Origin of the sequence: Pseudomonas sp. N2-3-1-14 (assembly GCF_041228395.1) — a bacterium.
Classification (GTDB): Bacteria; Pseudomonadota; Gammaproteobacteria; order Pseudomonadales; family Pseudomonadaceae; genus Aquipseudomonas.
This window is the reverse complement of the sequence record NZ_CP166199.1, coordinates 5335001-5352969: the sequence shown is the minus strand read 5'-3', so window position 1 is coordinate 5352969 and position 17969 is coordinate 5335001. Positions and strand designations below refer to the sequence as shown.

Annotated in this window: 18 protein-coding genes; 14 read left to right on the top strand and 4 right to left on the bottom strand. The window is 59.5% G+C overall.

The features are described from left to right. The first annotated feature begins 314 nt into the window (after positions 1 to 314). Both AB5I78_RS24805 and sfsA read left to right on the top strand, forming a co-directional pair. Entirely contained in the window at positions 315 to 1487 is a 1173-nt protein-coding gene (locus AB5I78_RS24805) for a pyridoxal phosphate-dependent aminotransferase (RefSeq protein ID WP_369302503.1), read from the top strand. Then, complete coding sequence (gene sfsA / locus AB5I78_RS24800; RefSeq protein WP_369302504.1) at positions 1487 to 2200, top strand: DNA/RNA nuclease SfsA; 714 nt, start codon at positions 1487 to 1489, stop codon at positions 2198 to 2200. Before AB5I78_RS24805 ends, sfsA begins: the two co-directional genes overlap by 1 nt. On the opposite strand, the gene AB5I78_RS24795 is transcribed toward sfsA, so the two are convergent. After that, entirely contained in the window at positions 2197 to 2514 is a 318-nt protein-coding gene (locus AB5I78_RS24795) for a Rieske 2Fe-2S domain-containing protein (protein WP_145162090.1), read from the bottom strand. The genes sfsA and AB5I78_RS24795 overlap by 4 nt on opposite strands. Positions 2515 to 2597: 83 nt before the next feature. Between AB5I78_RS24795 and AB5I78_RS24790 the strand changes: the two genes are divergently transcribed. Genes AB5I78_RS24790 through AB5I78_RS24780 form a run of 3 tightly spaced genes read left to right on the top strand, consistent with a single transcriptional unit; the run spans position 2598 to position 5277 of the window. Then, positions 2598 to 3476: a hemin ABC transporter substrate-binding protein gene (locus tag AB5I78_RS24790; RefSeq protein ID WP_369302505.1), complete on the top strand. Its 879-nt coding sequence runs from the start codon at positions 2598 to 2600 to the stop codon at positions 3474 to 3476. Beyond that, positions 3473 to 4510, top strand: coding sequence for a FecCD family ABC transporter permease (locus tag AB5I78_RS24785; RefSeq protein WP_369302506.1), 1038 nt, complete (start codon positions 3473 to 3475; stop codon positions 4508 to 4510). Before AB5I78_RS24790 ends, AB5I78_RS24785 begins: the two co-directional genes overlap by 4 nt. Next, positions 4510 to 5277, top strand: a complete 768-nt coding sequence (locus tag AB5I78_RS24780; RefSeq protein WP_369302507.1) for a heme ABC transporter ATP-binding protein — start codon at positions 4510 to 4512, stop codon at positions 5275 to 5277. Before AB5I78_RS24785 ends, AB5I78_RS24780 begins: the two co-directional genes overlap by 1 nt. Before the next feature lie 255 nt (positions 5278 to 5532). Here the strand turns inward: AB5I78_RS24780 and AB5I78_RS24775 are convergent, their stop codons facing one another. The 3 genes from AB5I78_RS24775 to AB5I78_RS24765 all read right to left on the bottom strand — a co-directional run bounded on the left by AB5I78_RS24775 (position 5533) and on the right by AB5I78_RS24765 (position 8003). Continuing rightward, complete coding sequence (locus AB5I78_RS24775; RefSeq protein ID WP_010562703.1) at positions 5533 to 5805, bottom strand: TfoX/Sxy family protein; 273 nt, start codon at positions 5803 to 5805, stop codon at positions 5533 to 5535. Between the two features lie 203 nt (positions 5806 to 6008). Then, positions 6009 to 6353, bottom strand: coding sequence for a pentapeptide repeat-containing protein (locus AB5I78_RS24770; RefSeq protein WP_106579232.1), 345 nt, complete (start codon positions 6351 to 6353; stop codon positions 6009 to 6011). Between the two features lie 93 nt (positions 6354 to 6446). Next, complete coding sequence (locus AB5I78_RS24765) at positions 6447 to 8003, bottom strand: bifunctional aminoglycoside phosphotransferase/ATP-binding protein (RefSeq protein ID WP_145162078.1); 1557 nt, start codon at positions 8001 to 8003, stop codon at positions 6447 to 6449. 118 nt (positions 8004 to 8121) lie between these two features. On the opposite strand from AB5I78_RS24765, the gene mrcB reads away from it, so the two are divergent. The 9 genes from mrcB to msrQ all read left to right on the top strand — a co-directional run bounded on the left by mrcB (position 8122) and on the right by msrQ (position 17939). Continuing rightward, complete coding sequence (gene mrcB / locus AB5I78_RS24760; RefSeq protein ID WP_145162075.1) at positions 8122 to 10446, top strand: penicillin-binding protein 1B; 2325 nt, start codon at positions 8122 to 8124, stop codon at positions 10444 to 10446. 16 nt (positions 10447 to 10462) lie between these two features. Beyond that, on the top strand, positions 10463 to 11197 hold the full coding sequence (locus AB5I78_RS24755) for a M48 family metallopeptidase (RefSeq protein WP_145162072.1): 735 nt from the start codon (positions 10463 to 10465) through the stop codon (positions 11195 to 11197). Next, positions 11197 to 11526: a YqcC family protein gene (locus tag AB5I78_RS24750; protein WP_369302508.1), complete on the top strand. Its 330-nt coding sequence runs from the start codon at positions 11197 to 11199 to the stop codon at positions 11524 to 11526. Before AB5I78_RS24755 ends, AB5I78_RS24750 begins: the two co-directional genes overlap by 1 nt. A 431-nt stretch (positions 11527 to 11957) precedes the next feature. Further along, positions 11958 to 13682 (top strand): acetolactate synthase 3 large subunit, encoded by a 1725-nt coding sequence (locus tag AB5I78_RS24745; RefSeq protein WP_106579404.1) that lies wholly within the window; start codon positions 11958 to 11960, stop codon positions 13680 to 13682. Between the two features lie 2 nt (positions 13683 to 13684). Further along, a complete protein-coding gene (gene ilvN, locus AB5I78_RS24740) occupies positions 13685 to 14176 on the top strand; it encodes an acetolactate synthase small subunit (RefSeq protein WP_003176102.1) in 492 nt (163 codons plus the stop codon). 47 nt (positions 14177 to 14223) lie between these two features. Then, the gene (gene ilvC / locus AB5I78_RS24735; protein WP_003194132.1) at positions 14224 to 15240 is read left to right on the top strand and encodes a ketol-acid reductoisomerase; all 1017 of its coding nucleotides are present in this window, start codon (positions 14224 to 14226) and stop codon (positions 15238 to 15240) included. Positions 15241 to 15384: 144 nt separating this feature from the next. Further along, positions 15385 to 16242, top strand: a complete 858-nt coding sequence (gene pssA / locus AB5I78_RS24730) for a CDP-diacylglycerol--serine O-phosphatidyltransferase (protein ID WP_145162066.1) — start codon at positions 15385 to 15387, stop codon at positions 16240 to 16242. 63 nt (positions 16243 to 16305) lie between these two features. Further along, positions 16306 to 17319, top strand: coding sequence for a protein-methionine-sulfoxide reductase catalytic subunit MsrP (msrP, locus tag AB5I78_RS24725; RefSeq protein WP_262208909.1), 1014 nt, complete (start codon positions 16306 to 16308; stop codon positions 17317 to 17319). Then, positions 17319 to 17939 (top strand): protein-methionine-sulfoxide reductase heme-binding subunit MsrQ, encoded by a 621-nt coding sequence (msrQ, locus tag AB5I78_RS24720; protein WP_369302509.1) that lies wholly within the window; start codon positions 17319 to 17321, stop codon positions 17937 to 17939. The genes msrP and msrQ overlap by 1 nt, the downstream gene beginning before the upstream one ends. The last annotated feature ends 30 nt before the right edge of the window (positions 17940 to 17969 follow it).

The window sequence follows — 17969 nt, the reverse complement described above, 5'->3', positions numbered from 1 at the left end:
ACCGCCTCTCACTCTTCTAATCCATTGCGCAGGATTGCAACGTCACCGACACCTGCCGGCCCTGCGGCTGCAAGCGGGCGAACTTACCAGATAGATTCGGGGTGCGCCACTCCCGGTTGTCGAGGCCCAACTTGGCGGGGGTGCAAACTGCAACAGCCCGCCATGGCTGGGTATAGCGTGTCTCGAATGTTGATTTTAGTCGTTTTGCAAGCGCTTGCTCGGTTCGTCATGGACGGCCGAGCAGGCAATAGAGCATGTTTTACCGCGAGGGTTCGGTAGAATCCTGATTTTGTCCTCACCGTTAAGGAAGGCTAATGGCTCAGCCCTACAGTGCGCGCAGTCGCGCCATCGAACCTTTTCATGTCATGGCGCTGCTGGCGCGAGCCAATGAGCTGCAGGCAGCCGGCCATGACGTGATCCACCTGGAAATCGGCGAGCCGGATTTCACCACGGCCGAGCCCATCATCCAGGCCGGCCAGGCGGCGCTGGCCAACGGCAAGACCCGCTACACCGCAGCGCGCGGGTTGCCGGAGTTGCGCGAGGCCATCAGTGGTTTCTACCAGCAGCGCTACGGGCTGAACATCGATCCTGAGCGCATTCTGATCACCCCCGGTGGTTCCGGTGCGTTGCTGCTGGCGAGCAGCCTGCTGGTCGATCCGGGCAAACATTGGTTGCTCGCCGACCCGGGCTATCCGTGCAACCGACATTTTCTGCGCTTGGTGGAAGGCGCGGCGCAGCTGGTGCCGGTTGGCCCGGATGTGCGCTACCAATTGACCGCCGAGTTGGTGGCCAAACATTGGGACCAGTACAGCGTGGGCGCGTTGGTCGCTTCCCCGGCCAACCCCACCGGCACGATCCTTACACGGGACGAGTTGGCAGGGTTGTCCAGTGCAATCAAGGCGCGCGACGGCCACTTGGTGGTGGACGAGATCTATCATGGCCTCACGTACGGCACCGATGCCGCCAGCGTGCTGGAAGTGGACGACGACGCGTTCGTCCTGAATAGTTTTTCGAAGTATTTCGGCATGACCGGCTGGCGCCTGGGTTGGCTGGTGGCGCCGCCCGCGGCGGTGGGTGAATTGGAAAAGCTCGCGCAAAACCTCTACATCAGCGCGCCGAGCATGGCCCAATACGCGGCACTGGCGTGTTTTACCCCGCATACGTTGAGCATTCTGGAGCAGCGCCGCGCTGAATTCGGTCGTCGTCGGGATTTCCTGCTGCCCGCCCTGCGCGAACTTGGATTCGGGATCGCCGTAAAGCCGGAAGGGGCGTTCTATTTGTATGCCGATATCAGCGCGTTCGGCGGTGATGCCTTCGCGTTCTGCCGGCATTTCCTCGAAACCGAACACGTGGCGTTTACGCCCGGGCTGGATTTTGGCCGCTATCAAGCCGGCCACCATGTGCGTTTTGCCTACACGCAAAATATCGATCGGCTACAACAGGCGGTAGAGCGAATCGCCCGTGGTTTGCGGAGCTGGCAAGGCTGATGCGTTTTCATCCTCCTCTCGAAGAAGCGCGGCTGATCCGCCGCTACAAGCGTTTTCTCACCGATATCGAAACCGTTACCGGCGAGTTGCTGACAATTCACTGCCCGAACACCGGCTCGATGCTCAATTGCATGGTGGAGGGCGGCCAGGTCTGGTTCAGTCGCTCCACGGACCCCAAGCGCAAGTTGCCCGGCACCTGGGAAATTGCCGAAACGCCGCAGGGGCGGCTGGCGTGCGTCAACACGGCGCGCGCCAACCAACTGATCGAGGAGGCGTTGCGCGCGGGGGTGATCACTGAGCTCAACGGGTTTACTGCCTTGAAGCGCGAAGTGCCTTATGGCCAGGAGAAAAGCCGCATCGATTTTCGCCTCGATTACCCGCAAGGTGCGGCGTTTGTCGAAGTCAAAAGCGTCACCCTGGGCTTTGATGGCTCGGCGGTGGCAGCCTTCCCCGATGCGGTGACACAGCGCGGCGCCAAGCACCTGCGCGAGTTGGCGCACTTGGCGCGTGACGGGGTGCGGGCGGTGCAGTTGTATTGCGTCAATCTGTCGGGAATCGAGGCAGTACGCCCGGCGGTTGAAATCGACGCTGGTTACGCTGCGGCATTGCGTGAGGCCAAGGCCGCCGGTGTGGAAGTATTGGCCTACGGTGTGCGAGTCACGCCTGAGGAAATTGTTGTGGAACGTCGCTTGGATGTACTGATCAGCGACTAGAGTTGCACCCACAGGCCCTGTGCGTCTTCGCGGCCGGGCAGGGCGGTGAGGCTCTGGCCCGCGCAGGGGCCGGCGATGCATTCGCCGCTTTCGATCAGGAACAGCGCGCCGTGAGTGGCGCACTGGATCAGGCTGGCGCTGGTGTCGAGGAACTGATCGGGTTGCCATTCCAGCGCGATGCCGCGATGGGGGCAGCGGTTGATATAGAAGTAGGCAACGCCGTCCCGGCGCACGGCCAGCAGTTTGCAACCGTCGATCTCGAAGCCGAGGCTGCTGTTGGCTGCAAGGGTGTCGGAGGTGCAGAGAAACTTCATTTCAATCCTTAAGTGCCTTGACGTTCAAATGCAAACAATTATCAAATGCCGGCTTCGCCCCGCCCCTGGAAGGAAACCCTGTTATGCGTCTGAGTACCAGCGCTATTGCGTTTGTTGCCTCACTGCTGGTCCACCACGGGGCGCAGGCCTCTGAACTGCCGCAACGCTGGGTGAGTGCCGGTGGCGCGCTATCGGAATGGGTGACGGCCTTGGGCGGCGAATCGAAACTGGTGGGCGTGGATACTACCAGCCAGCACCCGGAATCGCTGAAGGCCTTGCCGAGCATAGGTTACCAGCGCCAGTTGTCGGCGGAAGGCATTCTCAGCCTTCGCCCGCAAGTACTGGTCGGCACCGAGGAAATGGGGCCGCCGCCGGTACTTGCGCAAATTCGCGGCGCCGGCGTGCAGGTGGAAATGTTTTCGGCCGAGCCGGACCTGCCAACCCTGAAAGGCAACTTGCAGCACCTTGGCAAGTTGCTGGGCAGTGAGGCTAAAGCCAACGAATTATTTACCGGATATGAACAAGCACTCGAGCAGCAGAAGCGCTGGGTCACTCAGGCCCAGGCCACGCAAAAATCCCCGGGTGTGCTGTTGGTGCTCGGTCATGCGGGCGGCAAGCCGCTGATCGCAGGTAAAGACACCGCCGCCGATTGGCTGTTGCAGCAGGCGGGCGGACGCAACTTGGCCACCCATACTGGCTACAAACCTTTTTCGGTGGAGTCGTTGGCGGGGCTGAGCCCTGATGTGCTGGTATTTGCTGACCGTGCCTTGACCGGCGATGCAGCGCGCGCGGCGCTGTTCAAGGAAAACCCGATTTTGGCCTCAACGCCGGCGGCCAAAAATGGCCGGGTGTTTGAGCTGGACCCCACCCTGCTGGTGGGCGGCCTGGGCCCGCGTGTGCCGCAAAGCCTGGTGCAACTGTCTGCCGGGTTCTATCCGTCCCAGGCTAAACCTGCTCCATGACCCCTCTGGTTAAGCCGAAAACACTGTTTATCGGGCTGGCGCTGTTGTGTGTATTGGCGACCTGGCTCTCATTAGCCTTGGGGCCGGTCAGCCTGCCGTTGCTGGACACACTCAGGGCCGCGTTGCGCTTGATGGGCGTGCCGATTGCTGCCGACGGCCTGGAGCAGGCCGAATTGATCCTGGGGCAGATTCGCCTGCCGCGCACATTGCTTGGCCTGGCGGTCGGCGGCGTGCTGGCGTTGTCGGGCGTGGCGATGCAGGGGTTGTTCCGTAATCCGCTGGCGGATCCCGGGCTGGTCGGGGTGTCGAGTGGCGCGGCGCTGGGGGCGGCGATTGCGATTGTCGGGGGTTCGTTTTTTGGCGGACTGCCGGATGCGTTCGGGCCTTACTTGCTGTCGCTGTGTGCGTTTCTCGGTGGTTTGGGAGTGACTGCGCTGGTCTATCGCCTGGGGCGCCGTAACGGCCAGACCAATGTTGCGACGATGCTGCTTGCCGGCATCGCGCTCACGGCCCTCGCCAGCTCGGCGGTCGGGCTGTTTACCTATTTGGCCGACGACGCCACTCTGCGCACCCTGACGTTCTGGAACCTGGGCAGCCTCAATGGCGCGAGCTACTCGCGGTTGTGGCCGTTGCTGCTGGTGAGCGCGGGTGTCGCGCTTTGGTTGCCGCGCCGCGCCAAGGCGCTGAATGCCTTGTTGCTGGGTGAGTCCGAGGCCAGCCACCTGGGGATTGATGTGGAAGGGCTCAAGCGTGAGCTGGTGTTCTGCACCGCTTTGGGCGTGGGGGCGGCAGTAGCGGCGGCGGGGATGATCGGGTTTGTCGGGCTGGTGGTCCCGCACTTGGTGCGGTTGCTGGCCGGGCCCGACCATCGTGTGCTGTTGCCAGCCTCGGTGCTGGCCGGCGCGAGTTTGTTGCTGTTTGCAGATTTGGTGGCGCGCCTGGCCTTGGCGCCCGCGGAGTTGCCGATCGGCATTGTTACGGCGTTTATCGGTGCGCCGTTTTTTCTTTTTCTGTTGTTGCGAGGACGCGCCTGATGCTGCGAGTGGAAGCGCTGCAGATCCGGCGTGGTCGCAAGACTGTGTTGGCCGATGTCAGCCTGGACCTGTTACCGGGCCAGGTACTTGGCGTGCTGGGCCCCAATGGTGCTGGCAAAAGCACCTTGCTCAGCGCGCTGTGCGGTGAGCTGCGCCCTGATCAGGGCGCGGTGTGGCTGGATGAGCAGGCGCTCAAAAGCTGGACCGGCCCGCAGCGCGCCCAGCGCTTGGCGGTGTTGCCGCAAACCTCGATCCTGGATTTTGCGTTTCGCGTTGAAGAAGTTGTCGGCATGGGGCGTTTGCCGCATCAGACCGGGCGCGTGCGTGACGACGAGATCATCCGTGCGGCGTTGCAGGCGGCGGACATCAGCCATTTGAGCGGCCGCAGCTACTTGGCGTTGTCTGGCGGGGAGCGCCAACGTGTGCACCTGGCGCGGGTATTGGCGCAACTATGGCCGGGCGAGGCGGGGCAGACGTTGTTGCTGGATGAGCCGACGTCGATGCTCGACCCTTTGCATCAGCACACGACCTTGCAGGCTATTCGCAGTTTTGCCGATCGAGGCGCGGCCGTGCTGGTGATCCTCCATGACCTGAATCTGGCTGCGCGTTACTGTGATCGCATTCTGCTGCTGGAAGGCGGGCGTCCGCATGCCTTGGATACGCCCGCACACGTCTTGCGACCTGAGCCGCTCAAGGCTGTGTTTGGGCTGGATGTGTTGGTGCAGCCGCACCCGGAGCGTGGGCATCCGTTGATTATCGCGCGCTGAGCCTCACGGTTTTATAGGCGTTTTACAGGCAAAAAAAGACCCGGCAAGAGCCGGGTCAAATAACCGTGATTAGCCTGATGAGGAGATAATCTGAGAGTCCGAACCAATGGTCTTTCAGTTATCGGCTGATCTCGCGACCAGTTGTGATAATCATAACGATTCTCATTTGAGAGTCAACATTTGTTTTTGCTCGACCTGTGGATTTTCTCAAACAGGCGTTCGTAATGCCTGTAAACGTTGAGTTTTATCGCTGAGCTAATTCTTCTGACGTGCCGAAATCGCATCCAGCTGGCGGTTCAGCGCTTCCTTTCGCTCCGCGGGAATGTCGTTCCAGTGCACATCCATCAATGCGCCTTCAATGGCGTACAGCAATACCTTCGACGCCCGGAAACCGCGAGTTCGCACTGCCCGGTAGGCATCGACCGCTCCCAGACGGCGCAAGTCGGACGCGCTGTGGATGCCCACCGCATGCAGCCACTGCGCCGACGTCTTGCCAAGGTTTTTCAGGTGTTGCAGCTCATCGTTCATCAAGCCTCCTTGCGACGGCCGAATGGTTCGGTGGGTATCGTGACCAGGCAAGCCTGAAAAGGAGTGTAGCGCTCAGTAGGAAAAGCGTAGTTCTTTGGTCAGGAACGGCTGAAACGCTTATAAGAATGCTCAGGAGGTTTTAAGCAGAGGCACGGCGAACCACCCGGCACACTTGATGCGTAGCCGGGGGCGGGCATATGGCGTCACTTGGTGCGATAGCGCAGGCGAGTACCGAAATTAACCGACATGAGGATTTCGTCGGCGGTCAGTTCAGGTGGAAAGTAGGTGCCGGAAATTTGTGCATGCGCCAGGCTGGCGCCTTCCAATGAGCAGTCGCGTAGATCCAGGCCACGCAGATCGGCAGAGCGGAAATACGCGTCGGTGAAATCTACACCCGTGGCGTTCAGGTCGCGCAAGTCCAGCCCACGAAAGTCACCGCCACGCATGTCGATGCTGCCGTCTTTGGGCCGTTCCTGGTTGAAGCCTCGAATGTCGTCCTTGTGCAGGAGCGCGTAGAGCGGAGTATCAAGAAGCTTGGGCTGACTCATGACGGCGACTCCTGTTGGAATTATGACGCCATTATAGTGCCACTATTGCTCGGTCGTGCACCGTAGATCGGTGACACGACCAAGAAATATTTCTTACAGGCCTGGCAGGCGTTGGCGAATATGCGCCACCAGAGCATCCAGGGTTCCGCTTTCATTGGTCTCTACACGCTTGCTGAGCAACAATTCTTCAGCCGTCAGCGGGTCTCGGTTGGCCTGCTGCTCTTCAATGATGGTCAGCGTCGCGTCGGAAGGGTCGTTCTTGTCCGCCTGACGTTGTGCCAACCAGCTGGCGATAACGGCTTGCGGTGCGTTGCAATCCAGGATCAGGAATGGCGCGCCGGTGGCCTCGGCAATCTTCGCGGCGGCGTCGCGCTGTTCACGTTTGAGGAAGGTGGCATCCAGTACGACCGGGTAGCCGGCGCGCAAGACGATATCGGCGATTTCATTCAGGCGAGCATAGGTGGCTGCGCTGGCGTCGGCGGCATAGATGCCGGCCTGTGGTGTGTTTTCCACGTGCTGTTCGCCAAACAGGCGTTTGCGTTCCACATCCGAGCGCAGGCGCACGGCGCCCAAGGCTTCAACCAGGCGCATGGCAACGTGGCTCTTGCCGACTGCCGATACGCCGTGGGTAATTGCCAGGAAGCGCGAAGGAATAGTGCTGTAGCTTTCGGCCAGGTTGGCGTAGTTGCGGTACTGGCGCAGGGTAGTGGCGCGCTGCACCGGGCTTGCCTCGCTCGGCATGCTGAACAGTGCAACCTTGGCGCGTACCAGCGCCCGGTAAGCTTTATAGAAGTTCAGCACTTCCAGGCCTTGGTAATCGCCGGTCAGTTCCAGGTATTGGCTGATAAAGCGACGTGCCAGGGATTTGAGGCCACGGTCTTCCAGGTCCATCGCCAGAAAGCCGGTGTCGGCGTACACATCGGTGAAGCGGAACGGCTCGTTGAACTCGATGCAGTCGAAGATGACGACTTGGCCGTCGATCATCGTCGCATTGCCCAAGTGGATATCGCCGTGACATTCACGCGTGAAGCCCTCGAGCTTGCGCTGAGCCAGCAAAGGCTTGAGGCGCTCGAAGCTGCTTTCGGCCCAGGCCTGCAGAGCTTCCAGCTGGGCCAGGTCGGCCTTGTCGCTGAGGAAAGGACGGATCTGATCGAAGTTTTGGCGCACCGGCGCCATCACCTCGTCCGGGGTGCCGGCCGGGTGCGCCTGTGGAACCTTTGGAGCGGTGAGGTGGAAATGCGCAATCTGCTTGGCCATTTCATCGATGTGCGCGCTGGTCAGTTCGCCGTTGGCTTGCAAGGTGCTCAGCAGTTGGCTTTGCGGGAACTGGCGCATTTTCAGCGCGTACTCGATTACCGGGCCATCGCCGCCCAGTTGCGGAGCCTCGGCGGTGCCGGTAATCGGCAACACTTCAAGATACAAATCTTCGGTCAGGCGCTGGTTGAGGCGTAGTTCTTCGTTGCAGAAGTGCCCCCGGTCGTCCAGTTGGGTGAAATCCAGAAAGCCGAAGTTCATCGGCTTCTTCAGTTTATAAGCGAAAGGGCCAGTCAGAATGACCCAGGAAATATGGGTCTCGATAACTTGAAACGCTTCAACCGGATGGGGATACAAAGCCGGGTTTTGCAGGGCAGCGATCAGGGACTGGCTCACGGGCGATCCTTCAAAGTCTGGGGGAAATCATGGCGGGCATTATGGCGGTTACAGCCGGTCGTGCAAACCGCTGTCCGGCTCATGTTGATCATCAATAAAGTGCGTATAATCCGCCGCCATGACTCGAACCCGATCTCCCCGTTCCCGTAAAAAACCTCCTTCCCGCGGCCTGCGTCCGTGGCTGGGCTGGGCGCTCAAGCTCAGCCTGGTGGGCCTTGTGGTGCTCGCCGGCTTCGCGGTGTACCTCGATGCCGTGGTCCAGGAGAAGTTCTCCGGCAAGCGCTGGACCATTCCGGCCAAGGTGTACGCACGCCCGCTGGAACTGTTCACCGGCCAGAAGCTGAGCAAGGATGACTTTCTCACCGAGCTCGACGCCCTGGGTTACCGCCGCGAAGCCGTGAGCAATGGCCCTGGCGCCGCGGCCGTCAGCGGCAACACCGTCGACTTGAATACCCGCGGCTTCCAGTTTTATGAAGGCCTGGAAAAAGCCCAACCGGTACGCGTGCGCTTCTCTGGCGATTACGTCGCCGAGCTGTCGTCGCTCAATGGTTCGAAGTTGCCTGTGGTGCGCCTGGAGCCGCTGCTGATCGGCGGCATTTACCCCAAGAACCTGGAAGATCGCATCCTGATCAAGCTCGATCAGGTGCCGCCGTATCTGCTTGAAACACTGGTTGCCGTCGAAGACCGCGACTTCTACAGCCACTGGGGCGTCTCGCCCAAGTCGATTGCCCGCGCCATCTGGGTCAACACCTCTGGCGGCAAGATGACGCAGGGTGGCAGTACGCTGACGCAACAATTGGTCAAGAACTTCTACCTGACCAACGAGCGCAGCCTGACCCGCAAGCTCACCGAAGCCATGATGGCGATGCTGCTGGAGCTGCATTACAGCAAGCAGGAAATCCTCGAGGCTTACCTCAACGAAGTATTCGTCGGCCAGGATGGCCAGCGCGCCGTTCACGGCTTTGGCTTGGCCAGCCAGTTCTTCTTCGGTCAGCCGTTGTCCGAGTTGAAGCTGCATCAGGTCGCGTTGCTGGTGGGCATGGTCAAGGGACCGTCCTATTACAACCCGCGTCGCAACCCGGAGCGCGCGCTTGAACGTCGTAACCTGGTGCTGGACGTACTCGAGCAGCAGGGCGTGGCTACCGCTGAACAAGTCGCGGCCGCAAAGAAAATGCCACTGGGTGTAACCACTCGCGGCAAGCTGGCCGACAGCTCCTTCCCAGGCTTTATCGACCTGGTCAAACGTCAGTTGCGCGAAGATTACCGCGACGAAGACTTGACTGAAGAGGGCCTGCGGATCTTCACCAGTTTCGACCCGATTTTGCAGATGAAAGCCGAAGCGTCGGTCAATGACACCTTCAAACGCTTGACCGGCCGCAAGGGCGCCGATGAAGTCGAGGCGGCCATGGTGGTGACCAATCCGGAAACCGGTGAAGTCCAGGCCATGATCGGCAGTCGCCAGGCCAGCTTTGCCGGTTTCAACCGTGCGCTGGATGCCGTGCGGCCGATCGGCTCGCTGGTCAAGCCTGCGGTCTACCTGACGGCCCTGGAAAAACCGAGCAAATACACCCTGACCAGTTGGCTGTCGGATGACCCGTTGTCGGTCAAAGGTGCCGATGGCCAAGTGTGGACGCCGCAGAACTTCGATCGCCGCTCTCACGGCACGGTGTTCCTGTATCAGGGGCTGGCGCATTCCTACAACATCTCCACCTCACGCCTCGGGCTGGAAGTCGGGGTGCCGAATGTGTTGAAAACCCTGGGTCGCCTGGGCATCAATCGTGAATTTCCGTCGTTCCCATCGATGCTGTTGGGCGCTGGCGCCATGACCCCGATGGAAGTGGCCACGATGTACCAGACCCTCGCCAACGGCGGCTTCAATACCCCGATGCGCGGTATCCGCAGCGTGCTGACTGCCGAGGGCGAGCCGCTCAAGCGCTATCCGTTCCAGATTCAGCAGCGCTTTGATGCAGGCTCCATTTACCTGATCCAGAACGCCATGCAGCGCGTAATGCGCGAAGGTACCGGGCGCTCGGTTTACAGCGTGCTGCCGTCGAACCTGACGCTGGCGGGCAAGACCGGTACCAGTAACGATTCGCGTGACAGCTGGTTCGCGGGCTTCGGCCAGGACGTGCTGGCCGTGGTTTGGCTGGGGCGTGACGACAATGGCAAGACGCCGTTCACCGGTGCTACCGGTGCGCTGCAGGTCTGGACCAGCTTCATGCGCAAGGCCGACCCGTTGCCGCTGAACATGCCGCAACCGGACAACATCGTGCAGGCCTGGATTGATCCGCACACGGGGCAGGGCTCCGATGCCAACTGTCCGGGCGCGGTGCAGATGCCGTATATTCGCGGCAGCGAGCCACCACCCGGCGCCGCATGCGGTGGCAGTGCCCCTGCTGACGCGGAATCGGTGATGGATTGGGTCAAGGGCTGGATGAACTAAGCAAAGAGGGTTTCACGTGAACAAGTGGTTGATTCCAGCTATTACAGCTCTGGCAGTGCTCAGCGGTTGCTCCAGCGTGCAGCGCGGTTCGATTCCCGTGGTGGATTCGAGTACCACCGTTTCCAATAACGATCGCATTTCGGCCAACGGCGGCTTCCGTCAGACCGTGGTCAAGCGTCCGGCCCAAGCCACACCGCAGGCCATGCCGCAGGATTCGGGTGTGGTAGTGATGGTGCCGGGTGGTGGTGCTGCAACGTCGGCGCCGATCAGCGCCGAGCCGTGGACCCCAGGCCCAAGCACGTCGGGGCCGGTTGATTCCACGCCGATCCAGACGGCGCCGGTTAACCAGGGCACCTACAACATGCCGTCGACGCCGAGCGGTATCCCGTCGTCGTCGAACGCTGGCGGCCTGTCGGCTGATGAGCAACTGGACGGACCAGTGCTGTCGCTGTTGACCACCGCCCAGCAACAGCAGGCCGGTGGTGATTTGAACGGCGCTTCGTCCAGCCTTGAGCGTGCCCAGCGCGTGGCACCTCGCGAGCCGCAAGTGTTGTATCGCCTGGCCCAGGTGCGTATGGCTCAAGGTGATGCGCCGCAAGCCGAACAGTTCGCCCGTCGCGGCCTAAGCCTGGCCAATGGTCGTCCCGATCTGCAAGCCAACCTGTGGGCCCTGATTGGTGACGCGCGTGCTGCACAAGGCGATGCCGCCGGTGCTGCGCAGGCTCGCCAGAAAGCCAAGGTCAGCCTCTGATGGATGCACGTTTTCCCGCGATTGCCGAACAGTTATTGCTGATCGAGCGCGAATTGCGCGTGCAGGGCTGGTGGGACGAGGCGTCCCCCAGCGCAGAGGCGCTCAGCAGTGTCGAGCCTTTTTCGGTTGATACCCTGGATTTTCATCAGTGGCTGCAATGGATCTTCCTGGTGCGCATGAAGCAGATCCTCGAGCAGGATCTGCCGTTGCCTAATGCGTCGGGGATTCTGGAGATGGCGGAGATGGTTTACGCCGATCGCCCGCGTGAGAGCCTCGGTTTGCGTAACGCGCTGAAAAAGTTCGACCAATTGATCGTCGACGCTCGTTAATTGCCTGACTGCCGGGTTTTCCGGCAGTCTTGCGCACATTTCTACCGCTTGACGACATTCAGGCGAGTTTTATCCCTCCTCAAACCCCTTTAATCTACGTTCTCATGCGCTTAGTTGGAAAAAAGCGCAATTATTGCTTGACTTGAAGGGGCTGAAACAGAAGAATCCAAAGTCCGCTGTATCGGGACTGCCAGAAGCAGACCCGCTCAGCAGATCATGAGGCGCATATCCGCGCCGACCTGTAACACCCGCAACGCGTTACCTCGCGCTGGGTGGGAAAAGCCCGCAACACTTGGGACGATCCCAATACTTGCTCAGTCAGTGCTGACGTAGTCGGCGACCACCGTCGCTCATGCTCTGTTGAGAAGTAAACCTATTAAGACCCGTCGGTTTTTAACGGACGGTATTCTGGCGTTTTAGAGGTGAACAACGTGGAGCTTTTATCTGGCGGTGAGATGCTCGTCCGCTTTTTGCGTGACGAAGGCGTCGACTATATCTACGGGTACCCAGGTGGTGCTCTGCTGCATGTTTACGACGCACTGTTCAAGGAACCGGCTGTTACCCACATCCTGGTTCGCCACGAACAGGCCGCGACCCATATGGCTGACGGTTACGCCCGTGCCACCGGTAAAGCCGGTGTGGTACTGGTGACGTCCGGCCCAGGCGCAACGAATGCCATTACCGGCATCGCGACTGCGTATATGGACTCTATTCCGATGGTGATCATTTCCGGCCAGGTCGCAAGCACCATGGTGGGTACCGATGCATTCCAGGAAACCGACATGATCGGTATCTCCCGGCCGATCGTGAAACACAGCTTCATGATCAAGCATGCCTCGGAAATCCCGGAAGTCATGAAAAAGGCGTTCTACCTCGCACAGTCCGGTCGCCCGGGCCCTGTTGTGGTCGATATCCCGAAAGACATGACCAACCCGGCTGAAAAGTTCGAATACATCTTCCCGAAGAAAGCCAAGCTGCGCTCTTACAGCCCGGCTGTTCGTGGGCACTCGGGGCAAATCCGCAAGGCGGCAGAAATGCTTCTGGCGGCCAAGCGCCCGGTGCTGTACTCGGGCGGTGGCGTGATCCTGGGTGGCGGTTCTGCTCCACTGACCGAGCTGGCCAAGCTGCTTAATTTGCCAGTCACCAACACGTTGATGGGCCTCGGCGCATTCCCGGGCACGGACCGTCAGTTCGTCGGCATGCTCGGCATGCACGGCAGCTACACCGCCAACCTCGCCATGCACCACGCTGACGTGATCCTGGCAGTGGGCGCGCGTTTTGATGACCGTGTGATCAACGGCGCGAGCAAGTTCTGCCCGAATGCCAAGATCATCCACATCGACATCGACCCGGCGTCCATCTCCAAGACCATCAAGGCCGATGTGCCGATCGTGGGTCCGGTAGAAAGTGTGTTGACCGAGATGGTTGCCGCGCTCAAGGACATCGGCGAAACGCCGAACAAGGAATCCGTTGCCAGCTGGTGGAAGCAGATCGACGAATGGCGCGGTGACCGCGGCCTGTTCCCTTACGACAAAGGCGACGGCAGCGTCATCAAGCCACAAACCGTGATCGAAACCCTGTGCGAAGTGACCAAGGGCGATGCCTTTGTAACCTCCGATGTGGGCCAGCACCAAATGTTCGCCGCGCAGTACTACAAGTTCGACAAGCCTAACCGCTGGATCAACTCCGGTGGCCTGGGCACGATGGGCTTTGGTTTCCCTGCGGCCATGGGTGTGAAGCTGAGCTTCCCCGACACCGACGTCGCGTGCGTCACCGGTGAGGGCAGCATCCAGATGAACATTCAGGAGTTGTCGACGTGCTTGCAGTACGGCCTTCCGGTGAAGATCGTCTGCCTGAACAACGGCGTACTGGGCATGGTTCGTCAGTGGCAGGACATGAGCTACGGCAGCCGTCACTCCCATTCCTACATGGAATCGCTGCCAGATTTCGTAAAATTGGTCGAAGCCTATGGCCACGTCGGCATTCGCATCACCGATTTGAAAGATCTGAAGCCGAAGATGGAAGAGGCGTTCGCCATGAAGGACCGCCTGGTGTTCCTCGATATTCAAGTGGATACCAGCGAGCACGTCTACCCGATGCAGATCAAAGACGGCTCTATGCGCGACATGTGGCTGAACAAGACGGAGCGTACTTAATCATGCGGCACATTATCTCCCTGCTTCTGGAGAACGAACCCGGCGCTCTGTCTCGTGTTGTCGGCCTGTTTTCGCAACGCAACTACAACATCGAAAGCCTGACCGTGGCGCCGACCGAAGACCCGACCCTGTCGCGTCTGACGTTGACCACCGTGGGCCACGATGAGGTGATCGAACAGATCACCAAGAACCTCAACAAGTTGATCGAAGTGGTCAAGCTGGTCGATCTTTCGGAAAGTGCCCACATTGAGCGTGAGCTGATGTTGGTTAAGGTCAAGGCTACGGGTGCCCAGCGTGCCGAGATTAAACGGACTACTGACATTTATCGCGGGCAGATCGTCGATGTGAGCGCCAGCGTTTATACCGTTCAACTGACCGGTACAAGCGACAAGCTGGACAGTTTCATCCAGTCGATCGGGACGGCCTCGATTCTGGAAACCGTACGCAGTGGTGTCACCGGGATTGCCCGTGGCGACAAAGTACTCAGCATCTAACCCAAATTAGCGAATGGCCTTACGGCCTGGATATATAGAGGAACCTCATGAAAGTTTATTACGATAAAGATTGTGACCTGTCGATCATCCAGGGCAAGAAAGTCGCCATCATCGGCTACGGTTCCCAGGGCCACGCCCAAGCGTGCAACCTGAAAGATTCCGGCGTTGACGTCACTGTCGGCCTGCGCAAAGGTTCGGCCACTGTTGCCAAGGCTGAAGCCCATGGCCTGAAAGTGACCGACGTTGCTTCCGCCGTTGCTGCTGCTGACCTGGTCATGATTCTGACCCCGGACGAGTTCCAGTCCTCGCTGTACAAGAATGAAATCGAGCCGAACATCAAGAAGGGCGCCACCCTGGCCTTCTCCCACGGTTTCGCGATTCACTACAACCAGGTTGTTCCACGTGCTGACCTTGACGTGATCATGATCGCGCCGAAAGCCCCGGGCCACACCGTGCGTTCCGAGTTCGTCAAAGGCGGCGGTATCCCTGACCTGATCGCGATCTACCAGGACGCCTCGGGCAACGCCAAAAACGTTGCACTGTCCTACGCAGCTGGCGTGGGTGGCGGTCGTACCGGCATCATCGAAACCACCTTCAAGGACGAGACTGAAACCGACCTGTTCGGCGAGCAAGCCGTTCTGTGCGGCGGTACCGTTGAGCTGGTCAAAGCTGGTTTCGAAACATTGGTTGAAGCTGGCTACGCGCCAGAGATGGCCTACTTCGAATGCCTGCACGAACTGAAGCTGATCGTTGACCTCATGTACGAAGGCGGTATCGCCAACATGAACTACTCGATCTCCAACAACGCCGAATACGGCGAGTACGTGACTGGCCCGGAAGTGATCAACGCCGAGTCCCGTCAGGCCATGCGCAACGCTCTGAAACGTATTCAGGACGGCGAATACGCCAAAATGTTCATCAGCGAAGGCGCAACCGGCTACCCTTCGATGACCGCCAAGCGTCGTAACAATGCCGCTCACGGTATCGAAGTCATCGGCGAGCAACTGCGCTCCATGATGCCGTGGATCGGTGCCAACAAGATCGTCGACAAAGCCAAAAACTAAGTCGTACGCATCAACAGAAAACGCGGCTTAGGCCGCGTTTTTTCGTTTGAGGGGCTGGTTCTGGTATAAAGCTGCATCGTTTGCGGGCGAACACTCGCCGCAAGTTTCTGTCGAATTTTTTCACACCGTTGCAAGGTAAAATCCATGAGCGAACGTCCCGAAGAGCCACACCAGGCCTCTGACGCCGAAAGCCTGCTGCCGATCGATGAGCATGTCGAAGAAGGGCATGACGCGGAAGGTCGCAAGGTCCGGCATCGTGGCATCTATCTTCTGCCTAACCTGTTCACCACCGCGAACCTGTTTGCCGGCTTCTATTCCATCATCAACTCCATGAGCGCCCAAAGTGCGCTGGCGGCGGGTGATGCGGTGAGTGCCAGCAAGTATTTCGGTTTTGCCGCCATCGCAATCTTCGTGGCCATGGTGCTTGATGGCCTTGATGGCCGTGTGGCGCGCATGACCAACACGCAAAGTGCCTTTGGCGCCGAGTACGACTCGCTGTCGGACATGGTCGCTTTCGGGGTCGCACCGGCGCTGCTGGCGTTTGCCTGGGCGCTGGGGGATATGGGCAAGGTCGGCTGGATGGTCGCCTTCATCTATGTCGCCGGCGCCGCTTTGCGTCTGGCGCGCTTCAATACCCAGGTGGGTACCGCTGACAAGCGTTACTTCATCGGCCTTGCCAGCCCGGCGGCGGCGGGCGTGGTGGCGGGTATTGTCTGGGCATTCAGTGACTATGGAATCCAGGGCTCGAAAATGTCGTTCCTGGTGGCCTTGATGGTGGCTGCGGCCGGCATGCTGATGGTCAGCAATATCAAGTACAACAGCTTCAAGGAGTTCGACCTCAAGGGGCGCGTGCCTTTCGTGGCGATCCTGGTGGTGGTGTTGGTGTTCGCTGTAGTGTTCAGCGACCCGCCGCGTATCCTGCTGCTGGCGTTCCTGGTCTACGCCGCTTCGGGGCCGATTCAGTACTTGCTGCATCTGCGCCGCGACAAAACATTGTCTTAATGTAATGTCCGCCATACTCCGCAGTCTATTGGTGCATCAGTCCTCCAATGCTGCGGAGTTGCCATGTTAATCAAGATCCCCAAAGCGTCCGATTGTCACGAATCGGATGTCACGCCTGAATCCTTCTATTTATCTCGCCGCAGCTTGCTCGGTGGTGCGCTTGCTGGCGTCGCTGCCAGTACTTTGCCGCGCTGGGCCAGTGCTGACGATGCAGCGCGTTACGCCGACGTCGAGCCGGGCAATGCCCCGAGTTGGTTTGCCCAGAAGCTGCCAGGCACCCAGTGGCAGGCTGTTACGGTAAAGGACGAAGCCATCACGCCGTTCAAGGACGCAACCCACTACAACAACTTCTATGAATTCGGTACTGACAAGGGGGACCCGGCGAAGAACGCGGGTTCACTCAAGACCGAGCCCTGGAGTGTGGTGATTGATGGAGAGGTCGGCAAGCCGGGGCGTTATGCCTTGGAAGACTTTATGAAGCCTTATCAGTTGGAAGAGCGCATCTACCGTTTGCGCTGCGTCGAGGCGTGGTCGATGGTGATTCCGTGGATGGGTTTCCCCCTTTCCGCCTTGCTCAAGCAGGTGGAGCCGACCTCCAAAGCCAAGTACATCCGTTTTGAAACGCTCCAGGACCCCAAAAGCATGCCGGGGCAGCGCTCAAGCTTCGGCTTGATCGACTGGCCATATGTAGAAGGGTTGCGCCTGGACGAGGCCATGAACCCATTGGCCATCCTTGCCGTTGGCATGTACGGGCGTGAACTGCCTAACCAGAACGGCGCGCCACTGCGTCTGGTGGTGCCGTGGAAGTATGGCTTCAAGAGTGTGAAGTCGATTGTGCGGATCAGTCTTGTAAGCGAACAACCCAAGACGACCTGGCAGAGCATCGCGGCCGATGAGTATGGGTTCTACGCGAACGTGAATCCTACGGTCGACCATCCTCGTTGGACTCAGGCGCGAGAACGTCGCCTGCCCAGCGGCTTGTTCAGCCCGAACGTGCGTGAGACGCAAATGTTCAATGGCTACTCGGATGAGGTCGCTTCTCTTTATACGGACCTCGATCTGCGGAAGAATTACTGATGCGTTATCCGATCTGGCGCATAGGCGTCTTTATAGCCGCGGCGATATGGCCATTTTTCTGGTTGTACGAGGCATGGAGTTCTGTGCTCGGGCCTGATCCAGGCAAAGTGCTGATGGATCGGTTGGGGCTTGGGACCTTGATTCTGTTGCTGATCACGCTGGGCATGACGCCATTGCAGAAGCTCAGCGGGTGGGCGGGGTGGATTGCTGTCCGCCGACAGCTGGGTCTCTGGTGTTTTGCGTATGTGGTTTTGCACCTGGCGGCTTACTGCGTCTTTATCCTGGGACTCGATTGGTCGCAATTCGGGGTGGAGCTGCGTAAGCGGCCCTACATTATTGTGGGCGCGTTGGGTTTCCTCTGCTTATTGGTGCTGGCAGTGACCTCCAATCGCTATAGCCAGCGTCGACTTGGCAGTCGTTGGAAGAAGCTGCATCGCTTGGTGTATGTGATCCTTGTGCTTGGTTTGCTGCATATGTTGTGGATTGTGCGGGCCGATCTGAAGGAGTGGGCAGTATATGCATCTATAGGTGCGCTGCTTTTGGCCCTGCGTATTCCGCCTGTCATGCGCCGGATTCCCCGCCTTATCGCGAAAAAACCAGTTTCTGCACCAAAAGCGTAATTAGTGCTTGACGGCAGATTCTGGAAGTCT